The 18,911-nt window shown below is 56.7% G+C and carries 18 protein-coding genes and 1 pseudogene; 5 read left to right on the forward strand and 14 right to left on the reverse strand.

Translation table 11 applies throughout. From position 1 onward, the window contains the following. Nucleotides 1-10 precede the first annotated feature (10 nt). The 4 genes and pseudogenes from KVT28_RS11590 to KVT28_RS11605 all read right to left on the reverse strand — a co-directional run bounded on the left by KVT28_RS11590 (nucleotide 11) and on the right by KVT28_RS11605 (nucleotide 3,915). Nucleotides 11-1,210 (reverse strand): annotated as a pseudogene (locus tag KVT28_RS11590) (M20 family metallopeptidase). A gap of 97 nt (nucleotides 1,211-1,307) precedes the next feature. Further along, nucleotides 1,308-1,964 (reverse strand): methionine ABC transporter permease, encoded by a 657-nt coding sequence (locus KVT28_RS11595; RefSeq protein ID WP_192233454.1) that lies wholly within the window; start codon nucleotides 1,962-1,964, stop codon nucleotides 1,308-1,310. Then, nucleotides 1,945-3,075: a methionine ABC transporter ATP-binding protein gene (locus tag KVT28_RS11600; protein ID WP_217548586.1), complete on the reverse strand. Its 1,131-nt coding sequence runs from the start codon at nucleotides 3,073-3,075 to the stop codon at nucleotides 1,945-1,947. The genes KVT28_RS11595 and KVT28_RS11600 overlap by 20 nt, the downstream gene beginning before the upstream one ends. 12 nt (nucleotides 3,076-3,087) lie before the next feature. After that, the gene (locus KVT28_RS11605) at nucleotides 3,088-3,915 is read right to left on the reverse strand and encodes a MetQ/NlpA family ABC transporter substrate-binding protein (protein ID WP_137386082.1); all 828 of its coding nucleotides are present in this window, start codon (nucleotides 3,913-3,915) and stop codon (nucleotides 3,088-3,090) included. A 212-nt stretch (nucleotides 3,916-4,127) separates the two neighbouring features. On the opposite strand from KVT28_RS11605, the gene KVT28_RS11610 reads away from it, so the two are divergent. The 3 genes from KVT28_RS11610 (at nucleotide 4,128) to KVT28_RS11620 (ending at nucleotide 7,072) form a co-directional block, all read left to right on the forward strand. Beyond that, entirely contained in the window at nucleotides 4,128-4,769 is a 642-nt protein-coding gene (locus KVT28_RS11610) for a TetR family transcriptional regulator (RefSeq protein ID WP_217548588.1), read from the forward strand. 74 nt (nucleotides 4,770-4,843) lie between these two features. Continuing rightward, nucleotides 4,844-6,226: a D-arabinono-1,4-lactone oxidase gene (locus KVT28_RS11615; RefSeq protein ID WP_217548590.1), complete on the forward strand. Its 1,383-nt coding sequence runs from the start codon at nucleotides 4,844-4,846 to the stop codon at nucleotides 6,224-6,226. 18 nt (nucleotides 6,227-6,244) lie between these two features. After that, a complete protein-coding gene (locus KVT28_RS11620; protein ID WP_217548592.1) occupies nucleotides 6,245-7,072 on the forward strand; it encodes a glycosyltransferase family 8 protein in 828 nt (275 codons plus the stop codon). A gap of 86 nt (nucleotides 7,073-7,158) precedes the next feature. Here KVT28_RS11620 and KVT28_RS11625 read toward each other — a convergent pair whose 3' ends face one another. The 5 genes from KVT28_RS11625 to dacD all read right to left on the reverse strand — a co-directional run bounded on the left by KVT28_RS11625 (nucleotide 7,159) and on the right by dacD (nucleotide 10,934). Then, nucleotides 7,159-7,572, reverse strand: a complete 414-nt coding sequence (locus KVT28_RS11625) for a type II toxin-antitoxin system HicB family antitoxin (RefSeq protein ID WP_101763410.1) — start codon at nucleotides 7,570-7,572, stop codon at nucleotides 7,159-7,161. 17 nt (nucleotides 7,573-7,589) lie between these two features. Continuing rightward, complete coding sequence (locus tag KVT28_RS11630; protein WP_007891008.1) at nucleotides 7,590-7,778, reverse strand: type II toxin-antitoxin system HicA family toxin; 189 nt, start codon at nucleotides 7,776-7,778, stop codon at nucleotides 7,590-7,592. Nucleotides 7,779-7,918: 140 nt separating this feature from the next. Beyond that, nucleotides 7,919-8,239 carry a PTS system regulator TmaR gene (gene tmaR, locus KVT28_RS11635; protein ID WP_008110563.1) on the reverse strand — a complete coding sequence of 107 codons (321 nt, stop codon included), beginning with the start codon at nucleotides 8,237-8,239 and terminating at the stop codon, nucleotides 7,919-7,921. A 161-nt stretch (nucleotides 8,240-8,400) separates the two neighbouring features. Further along, nucleotides 8,401-9,459 carry an FUSC family protein gene (locus KVT28_RS11640; RefSeq protein WP_101763409.1) on the reverse strand — a complete coding sequence of 353 codons (1,059 nt, stop codon included), beginning with the start codon at nucleotides 9,457-9,459 and terminating at the stop codon, nucleotides 8,401-8,403. Between the two features lie 308 nt (nucleotides 9,460-9,767). Next, on the reverse strand, nucleotides 9,768-10,934 hold the full coding sequence (gene dacD, locus KVT28_RS11645) for a serine-type D-Ala-D-Ala carboxypeptidase DacD (RefSeq protein WP_217548594.1): 1,167 nt from the start codon (nucleotides 10,932-10,934) through the stop codon (nucleotides 9,768-9,770). A gap of 202 nt (nucleotides 10,935-11,136) precedes the next feature. Between dacD and sbcB the strand changes: the two genes are divergently transcribed. After that, nucleotides 11,137-12,558 (forward strand): exodeoxyribonuclease I, encoded by a 1,422-nt coding sequence (sbcB, locus tag KVT28_RS11650; RefSeq protein WP_101763407.1) that lies wholly within the window; start codon nucleotides 11,137-11,139, stop codon nucleotides 12,556-12,558. Between the two features lie 198 nt (nucleotides 12,559-12,756). Here the strand turns inward: sbcB and KVT28_RS11655 are convergent, their stop codons facing one another. From KVT28_RS11655 to ltnD, 5 genes are all read right to left on the reverse strand, one after another. Continuing rightward, nucleotides 12,757-14,109: a GntP family transporter gene (locus KVT28_RS11655; protein WP_217548596.1), complete on the reverse strand. Its 1,353-nt coding sequence runs from the start codon at nucleotides 14,107-14,109 to the stop codon at nucleotides 12,757-12,759. 118 nt (nucleotides 14,110-14,227) lie between these two features. Then, on the reverse strand, nucleotides 14,228-15,007 hold the full coding sequence (locus tag KVT28_RS11660; RefSeq protein ID WP_217548598.1) for an HPr family phosphocarrier protein: 780 nt from the start codon (nucleotides 15,005-15,007) through the stop codon (nucleotides 14,228-14,230). After that, nucleotides 15,007-15,633: an aldolase gene (locus KVT28_RS11665; RefSeq protein WP_192233438.1), complete on the reverse strand. Its 627-nt coding sequence runs from the start codon at nucleotides 15,631-15,633 to the stop codon at nucleotides 15,007-15,009. The genes KVT28_RS11660 and KVT28_RS11665 overlap by 1 nt, the downstream gene beginning before the upstream one ends. Then, the gene (otnK, locus tag KVT28_RS11670; protein WP_254633528.1) at nucleotides 15,630-16,889 is read right to left on the reverse strand and encodes a 3-oxo-tetronate kinase; all 1,260 of its coding nucleotides are present in this window, start codon (nucleotides 16,887-16,889) and stop codon (nucleotides 15,630-15,632) included. Before otnK ends, KVT28_RS11665 begins: the two co-directional genes overlap by 4 nt. Nucleotides 16,890-16,891: 2 nt before the next feature. Next, entirely contained in the window at nucleotides 16,892-17,800 is a 909-nt protein-coding gene (ltnD, locus tag KVT28_RS11675; RefSeq protein ID WP_101763402.1) for an L-threonate dehydrogenase, read from the reverse strand. Between the two features lie 259 nt (nucleotides 17,801-18,059). On the opposite strand from ltnD, the gene ygbI reads away from it, so the two are divergent. Continuing rightward, complete coding sequence (gene ygbI / locus KVT28_RS11680) at nucleotides 18,060-18,821, forward strand: DNA-binding transcriptional repressor YgbI (protein ID WP_101763401.1); 762 nt, start codon at nucleotides 18,060-18,062, stop codon at nucleotides 18,819-18,821. The last annotated feature ends 90 nt before the right edge of the window (nucleotides 18,822-18,911 follow it).

An 18,911-nucleotide genomic window follows, 5' to 3' on the forward strand; every position in this document is an offset into this window, starting at 1 on the left:
ACACTCTCCTTTATGGTTGTCGCGCGAAATCCGCTTTGACGTTGTTTAAGGCGTCCGCATCGGTCAGCAGACGTAAGCCGGTGCGTGCCAGCACGCGCGCGCCAATCAGCAGCGCCTGATAGCCGCGCGCTGAGTTGGCCGCTTCACGAAATGGCACGGTATGGAAAATCAGATCGTCATGGCCGATTTTCAGCCACGGATGCGCCGTCGGCACCGCGTGGCTGATGTCGCCAGCATCGGTGGAGACTCTGTTTTTCTGCGGCGAGAGATCAACCTGCTCGCCTGCCGCGGTGAACTCTTCCAGCAGCAAGGCATCCAGCGCTGAGTTGAGTTTGAAATCGCGCGGGCCAATCTGATGATCAATCTCGACGCGCGCGCCGGTCGCCAGCGCCACGCCTTCAGCAATGGCACGCAGACGCGGCTCAAGGGATTCCACCACTTCGCGGCTGTCCGCGCGGATGTAGTAATGCGCCGACGCGTATTCCGGGATCACGTTCGGGGCCTGGCCGCCGTTGGTGATAATGCCGTGCACGCGCACGCCATCCGGCAGTTGCTGACGCAACACGCTGATGCCGTTGTAGAGCAGCACCAGCGCATCCAGTGCGTTGATCCCTTCATGGGGCGCGCTGGCGGCGTGCGACGGCTTGCCGTAGAAGTGGAAATAGAGATGATTATTGGCGAGCGTGGATTCAGTCAGGCGGGTTTTGCCCGAAGGATGCACCATCAGCGCCACGTCGACATCTTTGAGGTAGCCGGCTTCGACAAAGCGCTTTTTCACGTTGCCTTTGGGTCCGCCCGGTCCGGCTAATCCGCCCTCTTCCGCGGGCGTGCCTAACACCACCACGCGTCCACCGGTTTGATCCAGCACCTGCGCGAGCGTAATGGCCGCCGCCACGCTGGTGGTGCCAATCAGGTTATGACCGCAGGCGTGACCGATGCCGATCAGCGCGTCATATTCCGCGAGAAAAGCGATGGTGGGGCCCGGTTTGTCGCTGGCCTTCACCGCGTAGAACGCCGTTTCATGTCCGGCGACGTTGCGCGTGACCGCAAAGCCCTCAGCGCTGAGTAGTTGCGTGAGTTGCTAACTGGCAAAATATTCGTTGTTGCCGGTTTCGGGATTTTGGAATATCGCCTGCGATACCTTGAGATAAGCGGCGCTGTGTTGTTCGAGGCTGTTTTCGAGCGTGAGCTGAAGTGGATTCAGCGACATGAGCATTCTCCTTTGGCAAAACAATGCGCAATAGATTGCGCCGCTACCTTAGATGCAGGTATTCGTAGCGGCGCGATTTATCGCGCATCAGTGATAATCAATGGCGCTTATCAATACGCTGCACTAACCGGTCGCCGAGCCACTGAATGCCGCACACCAGCACAATCAGCACCGCGATCACCGCGATCATCACTGAGGTTTCAAAGCGCTGATAGCCATAACGGATCGCCAGATCGCCCAGTCCGCCTGCGCCAATCGCGCCGGCCATCGCCGAAGCACCAATTAGCGCCACCAGCGTAACCACAAACCCCGACAAGATGCCGGGCAGCGCTTCCGGGATCAGCACGTCCCAGACGATACGCAGCTTGCTGGCGCCCATGGCGCGCACCGCATCAATCAGGCCGCGATCGACATCACGCAGCGACACTTCCGCCACGCGCGCAAAGTACGGCGTGGCGGTGATCGACAGTGGCACAATTGCTGCCCAGGTGCCGAGCGAGGTGCCGACCAGAAAACGGGTAAAGGGAATCAACGCCACCAGCAGAATAATGAACGGCAGCGAGCGGAAGCTGTTGATGATCAGGCCCAGCACGCGATTCACGCCGCGATGCTCGGCGATGCCGCCGGGGCTGGTCATCACCAGAATCAGGCCGAGCGGCAAGCCCGCCACCAGCGAAAACAGGCCGGAAATCACCGTCATTAATACCGTTTCACCTAATGCATTGAGTAAAAGATCAATCATGACTGGCGACATAACCCACCAACTCCACTTGAGCCTGCTGCGCATGCAGCCAGCTGAGAATCTGTTGCTCGTCGGCCGCGTTGGCTGCCGGGAGCGCAATAAAGAAACGCACCACCGCGTAGTGCTGGATGTGATCGATGCCGCCCTGCAGCAGGCGGAATTTGCCCGGCAGCGCGCCGGCAAAGCGGGTGAGCAGATCGCCCTGCGCATCGTCACCGGCAAAATGCACGCTGTAGATGGCGTCGCCCTGCTTGTCATCGCTGAGGCGCGCTGCAATATTTTCCGGCAGCTGCGGCAGCAAACCGCGCAGCAGCGTGCGCGTCAGGGCCGATTGCGGATGCGCAAACACTTGCCAAACCGGACCTTGCTCAATGATTTCACCGGCATCAATCACCGCCACGCGATGCGCCACGGATTTGATCACTTCCATCTCATGGGTAATCAGCAAAATGGTGATGCCGAGTTTTTGATTCAGGGATTTGAGCAGCGCCAGAATTGAGCGCGTGGTTTCCGGATCGAGCGCGGAGGTGGCTTCGTCACACAGCAGCAGCGCCGGGCTGGCCGCCAGCGCGCGGGCAATGCCAACCCGCTGTTTTTGGCCGCCGGATAACGCTGCCGGATAGCTTTGCGCTTTGTCCGCCAATCCCACCAGCGCCAGCAGTTCCGCCACGCGCTGCTGGCGTTGCGCTTTATCCATGCCGGCGATTTTCAGCGGCAGCGCGACGTTCTGCGCCACCGTTTTTGCTGATAACAGATTGAAGTGCTGGAACACCATGCCAACGCGGCTGCGCACCGTTTGCAGCTGTTTTTCTGACAGGCCGGTGATGTTACGGCCTTCGATTTCAATGACGCCTTCATCAGGTTGTTCCAGCCCGTTGAGACAGCGGATCAGCGTGGATTTCCCCGCGCCGCTGCGTCCGATCAGGCCAAGGATTTCGCCTTTCTGCACCGTCAACGAGATGTCGCGTAGCGCCTGGGTTTGTCCAAAACGACGTGACACACCTTGCAGGCGCACCACGCTGCCGCTGTCGCGAAACTTCACCTGCGCCTCGTCATGGGCACTTTCCGCCACGCCGCGTTTCACGGCGGTAAAGGGCGTTTCGGCTGCTGAGAATAACGTCATCTTTATCGTTCCTTACCAGGCCGTTTCGCCCGTGCCTTTGTAGACCTTGTCAAACACGGTCTTCACGGCATCGTTCTGATAAGAAGCCACCAGCGTTTTCACCCACGGCGCGCTGACGTTCTCTTTTTTCACCGCAATAAAGTTGTTGTAGGGGTTATCTTTTACCGGCTCTTGCGCAATGCGATCTTCAGCGGTCAGGCCACTTTTCAGCGCCCAATCGGTGTTGACCACGGCGGCATCGAGGTCAGGAACGGAGCGGCCGATGATGCCGGAATCCAGCTCTTTGATTTTCAGATGATGCGGATTGGCGGTGATATCGGCGGTGGTGGCCGCGATGCCGACGCCCGGCTTCAGTTTGATCAAGCCTTGTTGCTCAAGCAGCACCAGACCACGCGCTTCGTTAGAGGGATCGTTTGGCACGCCAATCACCGCGCCCTCTTTCAGCGCTTTCGCGCTTTTGACTTTCTTCGAGTAGAGACCAATCGGCCACACGGCGGTATCGCCGACGCGTACGATGTCGTAGTGATTGACCTTGATTTGGTTATTGAGGAACGGCTGATGCTGGAAGGCGTTGGCATCCACTTCGCCGTTTTGCAGCGCTTCGTTCGGCTGGTTGTAATCGTTGAAAATGACGGTTTTCACCGTTAAGCCTTTTGCTGCCGCCTGTTTGATCACTTCGCGCCAGACGTCTTCATCTTCGCCGCTCATAATGCCGACTTTTACCGAGGTTTTGTCCGCCGCATGCGCGATGGACAGCGGCGATAGCGCCGCGCTGGCCAGCAGCAAGGCGCCAGCCGTTAACAGGAATTTATTTTTTACTGCTGACAGACGTGTGTGCATAAAGTGCTTCCTGATAGTTATAATTGCGCGAGTCAAAATTAGCTGTCGTAACGACAGATGACCGCAGTATACGCAGTTGCTTATTCCTGCATTATGATTTATTCAGGAATGCTATTCCTGAAAAGCATAAAGCCGCGGCGCCGCTCGCATCGCCACACGCGAGAAATGGCTGTGCTATCCTCCCCCTTTTGATGGACTTGTTACTGAGCGCTATGTCGGACACCACACCTAAACGAAAAAATGACCCTGAAGGGCTTAAGAAGCGCATTCTTGCTGGTGCGCTGAAAATGTTCGCCGAGTTCGGTATGCAGGGCGCGCGGCTGGAGCAGATCGCTGAGCACGCGCAAACCACCAAACGCATGGTGGTGTATCACTTTGGCAATAAAGAGCAGCTCTATATTGAGGTGCTGGAGCAGGTGTATCAGGCGATTCGCCAGCATGAAACCGGCCTTAATCTTGCCGAGATGGCACCGGAACTGGCGATGACCAAACTGGTGGAAGCCAGCTTTGATTACCACGTTTTGCATCCGGATTTTATGCGGCTGGTGTGTACCGAAAACCTGCTGCGCGGGCGCTATATCATGCAATCCGAACGCATTAAGGCGCTGAACAAAAGTGCACTCGATGTGCTGGATGACATTCTGACGCGCGGCCAGCAGCAAGGGCTGTTTATGGATGGGCTGGATACCGTGGATGTGCACCGCTTGCTGAGCAGCATTTGTGTGCATCACGTCTCCAATCGCTACACCTTTCACACGCTGTTCACGCCGAACGATAGCGAGGAAGACAGCATCCGTCGCAACCGCCAGTTAGCCGTCACCGCCACGCTGCGTTATGTGCGCAAAGCCTCGTAGGCTGCGGCTGCGCGCTGATGGTCTACGCTTTTAAATTTGGGACCGTCACAGACCACAGACTAAGGAACGCCGTAGTGAACAAAGATCCCCACCTTTATCCCTTACGCCATACGCAGAATACCGATCGGGACAGCGCACTGTGGAACTGGGCGCAAAACACGGTGGTTGGTCAGCGTAGTCAGTTACAACAGCCGCAAACTGAAGCGGAGTTGCAACAACTGCTGCGCACCGCCAGCGGCAAAGTGCGCGTGCTGGGCAACCGCTTGTCGCCGGGCCGCATGCTGGGCGTTGATGCGCAGGATTTGCTGCTGGATCTCAGCGCGTTCAACGGCGTGATCGCCCAAGACGAAGAGAGCGTCACCTTTGCCGCCGGTACGCCGCTGGAGCAGGTTTACAGCACCCTAACCGAGATGGATCGCATGCTGGCATCGTCGCCGGGCGTGATTGCGGTGCAGACGCTGGCGGGTGCGATGGGCACCGGCACGCACGGCCAGGGTTTAGCACAAAGCTCCATCGCCGATGAAGCGCTGCGCATCCGCATGGTGTTGGCTGACGGTAGCGTGCGTGAATTTGTGCGCGGTGACCCCGATTTCGCTGCCGCACAGGTTTCGCTCGGCAGCCTGGGCATTGTGACGGCCGTGACGCTGCGCACCCGCCCTTTCCGCCTGTTTACCTGCCACAAATTCGCCGTCTCCGCCGATACGCTGGAGAACGATTTGATCGAATGGAACCAGCAATATGAGATGAGCAAAGCCTGGTGGTTTGTCGATGACAACCTGATGCACGTGTGGAACGCACACGAAGCCAGCGCTGAAGATTCGCAGGCATGGCACGCCAATCAGCGCGAGGTGATTGAGCATGGCGATGACACCGACAGCAGCCTGAATGACACCATCGACCAGACGCTGGCGCAGATGCATCGCGATACGCAGATTCACGGCAAAGGGGGTAAACAGTTCCGCACCGTGACGCGTTTCCGCGATTTCACCGACATCAGCGGCGATATCTATCAGCTATTTTGTCGCGGCATTGCCGTGCCGCAGATCAACGTCGAGATCGGCGTGCCGCTGGAGAAAACGCCGCAGATTATCAGCAAGATCAAAGCGTGGTATGCCGAGAATCATCCGCACATGCACTATCCGATCATTCTGCGCTGTACCGGCGCGTCTGAAGGCTGGCTCAGCCCGGCGTATCAGCACGCCACCTGCTTCTTTGGCTTTGTGGTCTATTACGCTGATGACGGTTCGCTGTCGCAGGATGGCCTGCATTTTCTCACTGAAGTCGAGAAGCTGCTGGCGGCCGAAGGCGGACGTCCGCACTGGGGCAAATATTACGATCCGCAGCGCTATCAGTGGCGCGATATCTATCCGCAGTGGGACGCTTTCCGCGCGGTGCGCGACCAGCTCGATCCACAACGCCGTTTTAGCAATGACTATGTCACTGCTTTGTTTGATTAAGTTTGAAGGGGAGAAACCATGTTTGCATGGGTAACGCTGTTAACGCAGCCGGACTATTTCATTGGCGTGAAGGCGCTGCACCGCTCGCTGAAGCGCAGCGAAACCCGCTGGCCGCTGATTGTCATGGTCACCGACGCCATCGATCTGGAGACGCGTGAAGCGTTGCAGGCGCTGGGCTGCGTGATCCATCCGGTGGATCCGCTGATGCCAAACGCCGAACTGGAGCAGCATTACGCCTCGGCGCAGTTCGGAGAAGTGTGGAGCAAGCTGCGCGCGTGGGAGCTGGTTGATTGTGAGCGCGTAGTATTTCTCGATGCCGACATGCTGGTGCTGCGCAACATGGATGAGCTGTTTACGCTCGATCTGGGCAAGCATGCGCTGGCAGCGTGCCACGCCTGTCGCTGCAATCCCAACAAGATCGCCAGTTATCCCGCCAGCTGGCAGCCAGAGAATTGTCACTATACCTGGCAGGATCGCGGCGAACCGGCACCGTCCACGCTCGATCGCTACCTGAACGGCGGCTTCCTGGTGTTGAAGCCGGATTTGGCGGTGTTTGCGTGGCTGCAGGAGAAAGTGGCGGGCATTACCGATCTGCGCCGCTATCCCTTCTCCGAGCAGGATTTGCTTAATGAAGTGTTCGAGGATCGCTGGCTGCCGCTTTCTTACAAATACAATGCGCTGAAAACCTTGCCGTTCCAGCACAGTAAGATGTGGCGCGAAGATGAAGTGAAGAACCTGCACTTTATTCTGGCGAAGCCGTGGAAACGCGACCTGAATCAGCCTGAATCGGAACGCGACCGCTACTACGCGCTGGAAAAGCTATGGTGGGAGTTCGCGGTGGAATAAAAAAAACAGCGCGATTCGTCGCGCTGTTTCATATGAATTGCCCATTACTGCGGGCCAGGTCGCCATAAATGGGTGCCCGACGCAGCTTATGAACGGGTCTTCGCAATGCGCTCAAGCGCGACCTGCGCCAAAAAACCTGAACGGGTTTTGAATTCGGGATGCGTCGCTACGCAGCGGTCAATGCGATCAATCAGCAGTTTTGGCAAAGTTACGTTGATTTTCTCGGACCCGCCCAAAATGCGAGTGACATCCACATCAATAAGCACCCAAACATAACCTGCATATTGCGGATCTTTCATCAACGATTTCAATTCAGAAACCGCCGGGATGTCCTGCTCTAATTCTACCAGCAGCTCCAGATGGCCGATAATCGCCTCTTTGGCATTTGTTACCGCCGCTTCCAGCGTATCTCCAGCAGAAAAACAGCCCGGCAAATCCGGCACCGTGACGCCAAATGCCGTGCTTTGGTCACCCGCCTCAATCGCGATGGGATAAAACATACGTCACCTCTTTCGAATTAATGGACAGTCAGTCCGGCTTGTTTCCTGATACTTTTCACCGTTTTGATCGGCAAATCCTTTTTGGGGTGCGGTATCGTCACCAGCCCTTTTTTTACCGGATGGACAAAATGGTGATGGCTGCCGTTCACACGTATTAGTTCCCAGCCATCGGCCTTGATCTCGGCCATTAATGATCTGCTATCCATGCCATTGCCTTTCCGCGTCCTGAAAGCATAAAAGATAACCCCAATAACTCTAAATCGCAAGAAGAGTTATTGGGGTTATCTTTTCCCAAATAAAAAGGTCGTCATAAATGACGACCTCAAGATGAGTGGTAGATGGAAATTTATTGCGCTTTTGGCTCGCCCATCGCTTTCAACTTCTTCGACAGCTCGCGACGCTCTTTGGAGAGGTCAGCGTTTTTGATGATGTACTCATCAACGCGGTCTTCATAGTCCACACGCATGCTGGCGATAATTTCCTGCACCGCCTCGATGCTCATGCCGGGTTTGATGTATTCACTCAGGTTGTCCAGCAGCAGCACACGTTTCTGGTTATCACGGACTTTCTTCTCGTTATCCACGATTTCGCGCTGCAGTTTGTTTTTACGACGGAACATACGCACAAACTCCAGTACGTCCTGAAATGATTGCTTGGCATTTTCCATGTTGGCACCTTTCTTGAGGCCTGCGTCGGCAGGCGGAATAGTCATAACGTTTAGCTTAGCGGCTTGGCCGCCAGGGTTGCAATTCTCACCGCTAAATTCGGACTGGCGCTTATCTTAGCGCAAAGAAAGGGTGATTCACATTAAGTCCTTGCCTGAGAAAACTATTTACGCAGCGCCAGACGCACTAAATCGGTCATACGCTCCAGCTGACGCGCCTGTTCGAGGCTCAGCCAGACGTAGCCGTAAATCGCCGTGGTTTCGGAACGTCCGCTGCGATTAGCAATCAGCTGCTCCAGTTCCTGGGTGATCTCCTCCAGCGCGTGGCTGTTGGCGGTGATCTGCTCGGTTTCGCCTTTCACCATCAGCGTGGCCAGCGCATTCAGCGTGTCTTCCGTCATCTGCTGGGTGCGGCGCAGCGTAGGCGCGTTGAGCATAATCAAGTGGCTTTCACGCGACGACCACCATGCATCAATTTGCATCTGCATGGTGTTGACCAGATTGCGATTGATGGTCTGGATCGCCTCAAACACCGATTTCGGAATGCGCGTCTCTTTACTCGCCGGCTCCAGCAGCGCGCGCATTTTGATCACGCTGCTCAGCAATTTCTGAAAAGGTTTATTCAGCCGCGGCTTCTCCAGCAAATTGGCGGAGAAGCCGGTGTGATGCAGTTTGGCCATGGCGATAAACGCATCTGACAACTGGATGCGCCAATGGGTGTAGGCGCGCTGCGCCCAGATGGCGCTGAACAGCAGCGCCATCAGTGAACCGAGAATCACATCGCCTCCGCGCCACATGGCGATGGTGAAATCCCCGGCCGGTGCGCCGACCACCACGCCGAGCGTGATGCCGATCAGCAGCGCCATGTAGGGATGTTTTCCCAGCGTCAGATAGCCGCAGACCACCATCACAACGGCGCACCACACCAGCATTACCGGCAGTGAAAACAGCTCAAGCTTGAGCGCGATCAGGCCAGAAATCAGTCCGGCAAAGGTGCCGCTGATACGCTGCACCACGCGCGGCAGCACATTGCCCCAGGTGGAAATCGGCCCCATCACGACCACCAGCGTAATCAGCGGCCAGGTGCCTTCGGGAATGTCGGTGAGCCGCACAAACAGGAAACACAGCACAAAGGCGATAGCGATACGCACGCCGTGTACGGTGCGATAGTGGCGGTAGAACCAGAACTCAATCTGCGAGATGGGCTTGTCAGCGCGTAACATGGTTGTCCGGGAACGCTAAAAATTTGCGCGCTATGTTACCCTGGTGACGGCTGCATCATCAGGGTCGAACGCAATTATTTTTCAGGTTTTGCTGAAATACAACATGGACGTTACATCAGGTTTTCTCAATAGAAACATTGATGTAACGCAGCGTGTTTGGTGCGCGCATTAAAACGGTTGCCATGAATGGCGATCGGAAAATCATGTCATCGTACACCAGCACACCTTTCTGGTCTGCAACGCCAACAGCGATTGTGTCATCATCGCCGCATCACGGCGACGATGATGACGCGGAAAGACGCGACAGATTACAGTTTCTGTTTCACGTAATCGCTGATACGCGTAATGATGCCCGCCTCTTCCACCGCTTGCAGCGCGTAAAGCGGATAGCTGGCCAACTGCTTATCTTTGTCCATCACCTGAATTTCGCCAATCTGCTCGCCCGCTTTCAGCGGCGCTTCCAGATCTTTACGATCGATAACGTATTTCGCCATCACGTTGGCCACTTCGGTGCGCGGCAGCGACAGGTAGATATCCTGCGTGGTGCCGACATCGACCTTATGCGGATTGCCGTACCAGACGTTTTCGCTACCGATTTTTTTGCCTGCGTGGAACAGTTGCACGGTATCAAAGCTGTTTTGGCCCCACACCAGCAGCTTGCGCGCCTGTTCTTCGCGCCCTTTCGGGCTCTTGCCGCCCATGATCACCGCAATCAGGCGATGACGGCCGACGACGTTGGAAGCGATGATGTTAAAACCGGCGCTTTCGGTGTGGCCGGTTTTCAGACCATCGACGTGCAGATTTTGATCCCACAGCAAGCCGTTGCGGTTGTTTTGGGTGATGCCGTTCCACGTCAGGGTTTTCTCCCCGTACATGGCGTAGAAATCGGGCTCGCCGCTGATGATGGCACGCGACAGCACCGCCAGATCGCGTGCGGTGGTGTGCTGGCCCGGCGCATCGAGGCCGTGCACGGTTTCAAAATGGGTGTGCGACAGGCCGAGTTTCTGCACGTAGCTGTTCATCATGGTGACGAAGCTGCTTTCACTGCCGGCCACGTGATCCGCCAGCGCTACGCAGGCATCGTTACCGGAATCGATGATCACGCCGCGCATCAGGTCGCGCACCGTGACCTGATCGCCAGGCTTGAGGAACATCAGCGAGGAGCCTTTGAACACCGGATTGCCTGCGCCCCACGCATCTTTGCCGATAGTGACTTTGTCATCGCGGCTGATTTTATTCTGATCGATAGCGCGATCCACGACATAGCCGGTCATCAGTTTGGTCAGGCTGGCCGGGTTACGCTCTTCATCCGGATTGCCAGCGGTGAGAATTTGTCCGGTGGTGGCGTCCATCAACACCCATGAAGCCGCATCAATCGGCGGTGGTGTCAGGGGAAACGGCATGCTGTCGTCAGCCTGCGCCCACGATGCCCAAATAATTATTCCAGATACAGTTACCAGCAGACGCCTTTTCAACACTTCTTCCTCAAAATCAAAAAAATGAATTTACCGCCGCACGTTTTACGGCAAATAGCGCTTACAGATCTGAATAAATTGAAAAAAAGTATGAACTGCGCATAAATGCTGCGCGCCCGCTCGCAGCGAGGATGATCGAGGTTGTACTGCTACCCATGGACGACTATCCTGTGCGTTGATTCTCCATTGCCAGGATAACGCCGTGCCCGCCTCTGAGTTCACCTTCTTATTCCACGATTATGAAACCTTCGGTAAAAGCCCGTCGCTGGACCGTCCGGCGCAGTTCGCGGGCCTGCGTACCGATAAAGAATTCAATGCAGTAGGTGAACCGCAGGTGTTTTATTGCCAGCCAGCCGACGATTATCTGCCGCAGCCGGAAGCGGTGATGATCACCGGCATTACGCCGCAAACCGCCAAAGCGCGTGGCGTGACCGAGGCAGCGTTTGCCGAACGCATTCACGGCCTGTTTAGCGAGCCGCAAACCTGTGTGATTGGTTACAACAATGTGCGTTTTGATGATGAAGTGACGCGCAATATCTTCTATCGCAACTTCTTTGATCCTTATGGCTGGAGCTGGCAGAACGGCAATTCGCGCTGGGATTTACTCGATGTGATGCGCGCCTGCTACGCGCTGCGTCCGGAAGGCATTGAGTGGCCGGAGAATGACGATGGCTTCCCCAGCTTCAAGCTGGAGCATCTCACTAAGGCCAACGGCGTAGCGCACGAACAGGCGCACGATGCGATGTCCGACGTTTATGCCACGCTGGCGATGGCAAAACTGGTAAAAGAGAAGCAGCCGAAGCTGTTTGAGTTTCTGTTTACCCATCGCAACAAACAGAAACTGATGACGCTGATTGATATCCCGCAGATGAAACCGCTGGTGCACGTCTCCGGCATGTTCGGTGCGGCGCGCGGTAACACCAGCTGGATTGTGCCGCTGGCGTGGCATCCGGATAACCGTAACGCGCTGATTGTTGCCGATTTGGCCGGTGATATGTCGCCGCTGCTGACGCTGGAATCTGACGAACTGCGCGAACGTTTATATACCCGCCACAGCGATTTAGGCGATCTGCCTGCGGTGCCGATCAAGCTGGTGCACATTAATAAGTGTCCCGTGCTGGCGCCCGCCAGCACGCTGCGTCCGGAAGATGCCGCGCGCCTCAACATCGATCGTCAGCAGTGCCTTGCAAACCTCAAGCTGCTGCGTGACCACGCGGAAGTGCGTGAGAAAGTGGTGGCGCTGTTTGCCGACGCCGAGCCGTTTACCCCGTCAGATGATGTTGACGCGCAGTTGTATGACGGTTTCTTTAGCGATGCCGATCGCGCTGGCATGAATATCATCCGCCAGACGCCGCCGCAAAATTTACCGGCGCTGGATTTGACCTTCGACGATAAGCGCATTGCTAAATTGTTGTTCCGCTACCGTGCGCGCAACTTCCCTGGCACCCTGGATGACGCCGAACAGCAGCGCTGGTTGCAGCATCGCCGCGAAGCGCTGAATGCCGAGCGCGTGCAGGCGTTCTTGCTGGAGCTGGAGTCGCTGGCGAGTTTGCATGAGGGGAATACGGAGAAGATGGCGCAGCTGAAGGCGCTGTATTTGTATGCGCAGGAGCTGGTGTCTTAGTTCTCTGCGAATGTTGATAAAGGTCGCCATAAATGGCGTAATGCCGATCAGTTAAGCACCTTATCAAATCACCGCACCTTCCGTAGCGGCGCGATTTATCGCGCAATGAATTGCGCCGCTACAATGTGTGCTCTCGGTAATTGAGGGTTTTCATGTCTTAACTGACGAGCATTACGCCATAAATGGCGACCTGGAATTCTAAATCATCCCCCACACCAGCCACGTCAGTGCGAAACCGCTCAGCCCCATCACCGTCGTCAATACCGTCCAGGTCTTCAGACCATCGGCCACTGACAAGCCCAGATAACGCGTCACCACCCAAAAACCCGCATCATTGACGTGCGACAAGCCTAACCCACCGAAACAGGCCGCCAGCGTCACCAACACGCGCTGCATACCCGTCACATCGCCCACCGCCTGGCTTAACAAGCCGCTGGTGGTCAGAATTGCCACCGTTGCCGATCCCTGCGAAGCACGCAGCGCCAGCGACAGAATGAACGCAGCCGGAACTAATGGCAGATGCAAGGTTTCCAGCGTCAACGCCAGCGCTTTGCCCACGCCCGATTCCACCAGCACCTTACCAAACGCGCCGCCCGCGCCCGCAACCAGAATCACGCTGGCGGAGCTGGGAATCGCACGTCCGGTGAGATCTTCCAGTTTCTCTTTGCTCCAGCCACGACGCACGCCGAGCAGCCATGCCGCCAGTCCCAGCGCAATCAGCAACGCAATGGCTGGCGTACCGATCACCGTCATCACCGCACGCAGCGTGCTGCCTTCAGCCAGTGTGGTATGCGCGACGGTACCCATGACGATCAACAGAATCGGCACAACAATCAGACCGGTAATGGTCAGTGCACCCGGCGCTGGCGCGTCGTTCTTCGGCTTGCCTTCCGGCTTCGCCAGCTGCAGCTGTTCTAATACATCAACGGAAAGATGATATTGGCGCAGGTTCATCGCTTTCGCGACGTAATAACCGACGATACCCACCGGAATCGAGATCAGGATACCGAGCATCATCAGCCAGCCCATATCGGTATGCAGAATGCCCGCCGCCGCCGCCGCGCCGGGATGGGTTGGCAGCGCCACATGCACCGTCAGCATCACGCCCGCTATCGGCAAGCCAAACTTCAGCGGTGACACGCGCGCCACTTTGGTGAAGCCATAAATCAGCGGAATCACGATGATGAAGCCGACCTCGAAGAACACCGGAATGCCGAGGATAAACGCCGCCATGGTCAGCGCCGCCACGGTCCGCTTGATACCCAGCGACTTACTGAAGCGTTGCGCCAGCGACTCGGCACCGCCCGAGGCTTCAATCACTGCGCCGAGCATCGCCCCCAGCACGATGATAATGGTGATATGCCCCAGCAAGTTACCCATCCCGCTAAAGATGGTTTCCATAATTTTGTCGGCTGGAATGCCGGTCGCAATCGCCACCAGCAAGCTGACAATCAGCAGCGCCACAAAGGGGTGAACTTTGGTTTTAATCACCAGCAGCAGCAAGATCACAATGCTGGCGGTAGCAATGGCTAACAACAACGCGGTAGACATGATAATCCTCTGATTTAATTAGTATAGTTTGGGTACAGCTCTATCTGGTATTGACGAATTCAGGTAAGACTTACCCAGCACAGTGCTGAAAATCCCTGTGCTGGGTGGTTAAAAAAATTTATTTAGCGTAAGGCGCGAACCAGCCGAGGCCGGCTTCAGTGCGGCCGCGCGGAATGTATTCACATCCCACCCAACCGTCGTAACCCACTTCATCCAGCAGGTCGAACAGATAGGAATAGTTGATCTCGCCTTCATCCGGCTCGTGGCGATGCGGCGCAGAGGCGATCTGGATATGGCGATAACGACCAGCGTATTCACGAATCAGATGCGTCAGATTGCCGTCCACCAACTGCGCATGGAACAGATCGAGCTGGGTAAAGACGTTGGGCCGATCGATACGCGCCATCATCGCCAGCGTCTGATACTGGCTGGCGTAGAGATAATTCGGCTTAGTGACTGGATTAAGTGCTTCCAGCAGCAGGCGAATACCGTGCGGCGCAAAACGCTCGGCGGCATAATGCATATTACGCACGAAAGTCTCTTCATAGGCTGCACGATCGGCACCGTTTGGCACCGTTGCCGCCATCACATGCACCTGCCGGCAGTTGAGCGCCAGCGCATACTCCAGCGCCCGATCGATATCGGCACGCGCTTCCTGTTCACGGCCCGGAATGGCGGAAACGCCCCACTCGCCCGCCTGCACGTTGCCGGCGGCGGTGTTGAACAGCACCAGTTCCAGCTGATGTTTTTCCAGCTCGGCTTTAATCACCTCGGCCGGAAAGTCATACGGGAACAGGAATTCAACGGCGCGAAAACCGGCGTTGGCCGCGGCGGCAAAGCGTTCGATAAACGGCAGCTCACCGAACTGCGTTGATAAATTGGCTGCAAACTTAGGCATTAAACATTCCTCAATTCCGCGACTTCGCTATCGGTCAGATAACGAATCGAGCGGTCACCGAGCGTAAACATCAGGCGCGCGGTCTCTTCCAGTTCTTCAGTGTTATTGGCGGCTTCGCGCAGGGATTTGCCCACCACCACCGGACCGTGATTAGCCAGCAGGAAGGCGTTATAGCGCGAGGCCAGATTGGCCAGATCGTCAGCCAGGCGCTGATCGCCCGGCTTGTAATACGGCACCACCGGCACATCGCCGACGCGCATCACCACATACGGCGTGAACGGACGGATGCAGTTTGCTGTGTCGAGATCGTTGAGGCAGGAGAGCGCCGTCAAATAGTGGCTGTGCAGATGCACCACCGCTTTGCACGCGGGATTGTTCAGATAGAGCGCGCGGTGAAAAGCCACCTCCTTCGACGGCTTGTCGCCGGAGATCCATTCGCCCTGAATCGTCACTTTCGACAGGCGATCGGCCTGCAGCTCGCCGAGGCAGGAGCCGGTTGGCGTCGCCAGCAAGTTGCCATCCTCCAGCAGCAGCGACAAATTGCCCGCTGAACCGGTGGCGTAACCACGCTGAAAGAAGGACGCGCCGAGCTGTACCATTTCTTCGCGTGCTTGTTGTTCCGTCATGCTGAATACTCCTGTTGTGCGCGGGCAAAGAATTGTTCGTCGCCAAAGTTGCCTGATTTCAGCGCCAGCGACAGCGGCTGATGGATATCGCGTACCCACGGCACGCCCGGTGAAATCATCGGGCCAATGTGGAATGCGGTAACGCCAAGGCTTTGTGCCACCACGCCCGAGGTTTCACCGCCAGCAACGATGAAGCGCTGCCAGCCACGGCTTTTCAGTTCACGGGTTACTGCGGCAAACAGCTGCTCAACCGCTTCACTGCTGCGCGCTGCGCCGTACTGCTGCTGAATGGCTTGCAGCTGCTGGGCATCGGCGGTAGCAAACAGCAAAGGTGCCAGTTCGGACTGATGATGCGCTGCCACCCAGTCACAGAGTTCCTGCGCATAGCTTTCGGCGTTATCAAGGCAGCGTTCCACCAGCACTTCATGCGAGGGCGCTTGCTGACGATACGCCTGCACCTGACGGTTGGTCATTTGCGAGCAGGAGCCTGAGATCACCACCGCGCGATCGCCTTGTGGGCGCCCGGCTTGTTCAGCATCGCTGTTCTGCTGCTGTGTTGCCCAGGCGCGGGCGATACCGATCGCCAGGCCTGAACCGCCGGTCACCAGGCGCGTCTCTTTCAGCGCTTCGCCCTGCGTCAGCAAGTGCTGTTCGTGCAGCGCGTCTAGCACCACATAGTTGATGCCCTGCGCTTTCAGGGTATCCAGCTGCGCACGCACCGCATCAGCACCTTGATCGAGCTGCGCGGCGTTGATCACCGCGGCCTGGCCTTTGGCCTGGCGCGTCATCAAACGCACCAGATTGCTGTCGGTCATTGGCGTTACCGGATGATGACGCATGCCCGATTCAGACAGCAGCTGATCGGCGACAAAAAGATAGCCCTGATACACCGTACGACCATTAACCGGCAGCGACGGCGAGATCACCGTTTGCGTTTCGCCCAACGCCGCCAGCAGCGCATCGGTTACCGGGCCGATGTTACCCTGCTCGGTGCTGTCAAAGGTGGAGCAATATTTGAAATAGAAACGATCGCAGCCCTGCTGTTGCAGCCACTGCAGCGCGGCCAGCGACTGATCGATCGCCTGCTGCGCCGGGCATGAGCGTGACTTCAGGCTGATAACAATCGCCTGCGCGCTCAGCGCGTCATGACTTTCCGGCACGCCGTTGAACTGGATGGTCGGCAAACCGTTTTGCACCAGAAAACTGGCGATGTCGGTTGCGCCGGTAAAATCGTCTGCAATAACGCCTAAACGCATGATTATTGCTCCTTCGCCTGCGGCAGCGTGATGCCGCTGAAGATCTTGATCACTGCGCTGTCATCTTCACGACCGTGGCCGGCGTTGCTGGCTTCGGTAAACATATTGAGCGCAGTAGAAGCCAGCGGCAGCGGGAAGTGCAGCGACTTGGCGGTATCCGCCACCAGATTGAGATCTTTAACGAAGATATCGACCGCTGATTTCGGCGAGTAATCGCCATCCACCACGTGACGCATGCGGTTCTCGAACATCCATGAGTTACCGGCGGCGTTGGTCACCACGTCATACATGGTGTCGAGCGGGATTCCAGCGCGCGCGGCCAGCGCCATCGCTTCAGCGCCCACAGCAATGTGCACGCCCGCCAGCAACTGGTGAATAATTTTTACGGTTGAGCCGAGACCGATTTCGCTGCCCACGCGATAGACTTTCGCCGCCACCGCATCCAGCACAGGCTTGAGCAGGGCAAAAGCTTCATCGCTGCCGGACGCCATTACCGTCATCTCGCCGACTGCGGCTTTGGCTGCGCCGCCGGAAACCGGTGCATCCAGCATCAGCAACTGATGCTGCGCCAGCTGTTGTTCTATCGCCTGCGCATCCTGTGAAGAGATGGTAGAAGAGACCATGACCACGGTGCCGGGCTTGAGCTGCGCCGCCACGCCGTTTTCACCGAACAGGATTGCTTTAACCTGCGCGGCGTTCACCACCAGCAGCAGCACCGCATCGAGTTCAGCGGCAAAGCGGGCAGCGGAGGTTTGCGCATCCCGCGCACCGGCCTGACGCAGGGTTTCCAGCGCCTGCGGATTGAGATCAACACCCCAGGTATTTAATCCTGCACGGATGCAAGATTGCGCTGCACCCATGCCCATGGAACCTAAACCAATCACGCCGATGTTATTCACGGTTGCTGACATAGCAAACCTCCATTGTTAATTTAAGTGATAATTTGTTCATTGGTGTTAAGTCTGCCGCAGTCAGTGGCGAATAAACGTGCGTGATATCACAAAAATTAACTTAGCCGCTCAATGATTAACATGGATTCACAGCCGGAGGTCAGCGCTTCGAAGTCAGTCCAGATGGGATTTCTGCTTAGATTCCGCCAAGATAAATTGTGCTGCGGGCTGTGAATCGATGATCTACAATGTGAAAAAATGATAATTCAGGGAGAGCAAGGTGATTCCGGTTGAACGTCATCAACAAATTTTAGCGCTGGTGGGCGAACGCGGCGTGGTTAGCATTGCCGAGCTCACTGAGCGCTTGGGTGTGTCGCATATGACGATACGTCGCGATGTGCAGAAGCTGGAAGAGCAAGGTGCGGTATTGTCTGTTTCGGGCGGCGTGCGCTCAGCGGATCGCCTGGCGGCGGAGCCATCGCATCTGGCGAAAACCAATATGTACAGCGGCGAGAAGATGGCGATTGGGCAGTATGCCGCGCGTCATATTCCGCGTAATAGCTGCATCTATCTCGATGCCGGCACCACCACACTGGCGCTGGCGCGCGAGTTGCTTGAGCGTGATGACTTGCTGGTGGTGACCAACGATTTCGTGATTGCGCGCCTGCTGATGGAGAGCAGCGGCTGTAAGTTGATTCACACCGGCGGCACGGTATGTCGTGAGAACCGTTCCAGCGTCGGTGAAGCGGCCGCCAGAAGTTTGCGCCAGCTGGCGATTGATATCGCGTTTATCTCCGCGTCCTGCTGGGGCCCGCGCGGGCTGTTTACGCCGGATGAGGATAAGGTGCCGGTAAAGCTGGCGGCGAGCGATGTGAGTAGTAAGCGCGTGTTGTTAAGCGACAGTTCGAAGTACAACAAGATTGCGACGCATCTGGCGTTACCGCTGGAGCGGTTTGATACCTTGATTACCGATGCGGGGTTGAGTAAAGCGGGACGCGAGGCGTTGAGTGCGGGGAGTTGGGAGTTGGTGTTGGCGGGATAGTGCGTGCTGTCCCTCTCGGTCGGTGCTCGCTGTCCCCCATCCCTGGTCCGTGCTTGCTGTCCCCCTCCTCGGTCCTCCCCCATAAATGGG

It is taken from the genome of Pantoea sp. GbtcB22 (assembly GCF_019091025.1).
Taxonomy (GTDB): Bacteria; Pseudomonadota; Gammaproteobacteria; order Enterobacterales; family Enterobacteriaceae; genus Pantoea; species Pantoea leporis.

Coding starts and splice junctions, on each gene's coding strand:
- KVT28_RS11630 (WP_007891008.1), bottom strand. CDS start 7,778: ATGGATAGCAGATCATTAATGGCCGAGATCAAGGCCGATGGCTGGGAA.
- ltnD (WP_101763402.1), bottom strand. CDS start 17,800: ATGTCAGCAACCGTGAATAACATCGGCGTGATTGGTTTAGGTTCCATG.
- KVT28_RS11605 (WP_137386082.1), bottom strand. CDS start 3,915: ATGCACACACGTCTGTCAGCAGTAAAAAATAAATTCCTGTTAACGGCT.
- KVT28_RS11665 (WP_192233438.1), bottom strand. CDS start 15,633: ATGACGGAACAACAAGCACGCGAAGAAATGGTACAGCTCGGCGCGTCC.
- KVT28_RS11610 (WP_217548588.1), top strand. CDS start 4,128: ATGTCGGACACCACACCTAAACGAAAAAATGACCCTGAAGGGCTTAAG.
- KVT28_RS11640 (WP_101763409.1), bottom strand. CDS start 9,459: ATGTTACGCGCTGACAAGCCCATCTCGCAGATTGAGTTCTGGTTCTAC.
- KVT28_RS11595 (WP_192233454.1), bottom strand. CDS start 1,964: ATGTCGCCAGTCATGATTGATCTTTTACTCAATGCATTAGGTGAAACG.
- KVT28_RS11655 (WP_217548596.1), bottom strand. CDS start 14,109: ATGTCTACCGCGTTGTTGTTAGCCATTGCTACCGCCAGCATTGTGATC.
- KVT28_RS11620 (WP_217548592.1), top strand. CDS start 6,245: ATGTTTGCATGGGTAACGCTGTTAACGCAGCCGGACTATTTCATTGGC.
- tmaR (WP_008110563.1), bottom strand. CDS start 8,239: ATGGAAAATGCCAAGCAATCATTTCAGGACGTACTGGAGTTTGTGCGT.
- KVT28_RS11625 (WP_101763410.1), bottom strand. CDS start 7,572: ATGTTTTATCCCATCGCGATTGAGGCGGGTGACCAAAGCACGGCATTT.
- KVT28_RS11660 (WP_217548598.1), bottom strand. CDS start 15,007: ATGCCTAAGTTTGCAGCCAATTTATCAACGCAGTTCGGTGAGCTGCCG.
- KVT28_RS11600 (WP_217548586.1), bottom strand. CDS start 3,075: ATGACGTTATTCTCAGCAGCCGAAACGCCCTTTACCGCCGTGAAACGC.
- otnK (WP_254633528.1), bottom strand. CDS start 16,889: ATGCGTTTAGGCGTTATTGCAGACGATTTTACCGGCGCAACCGACATC.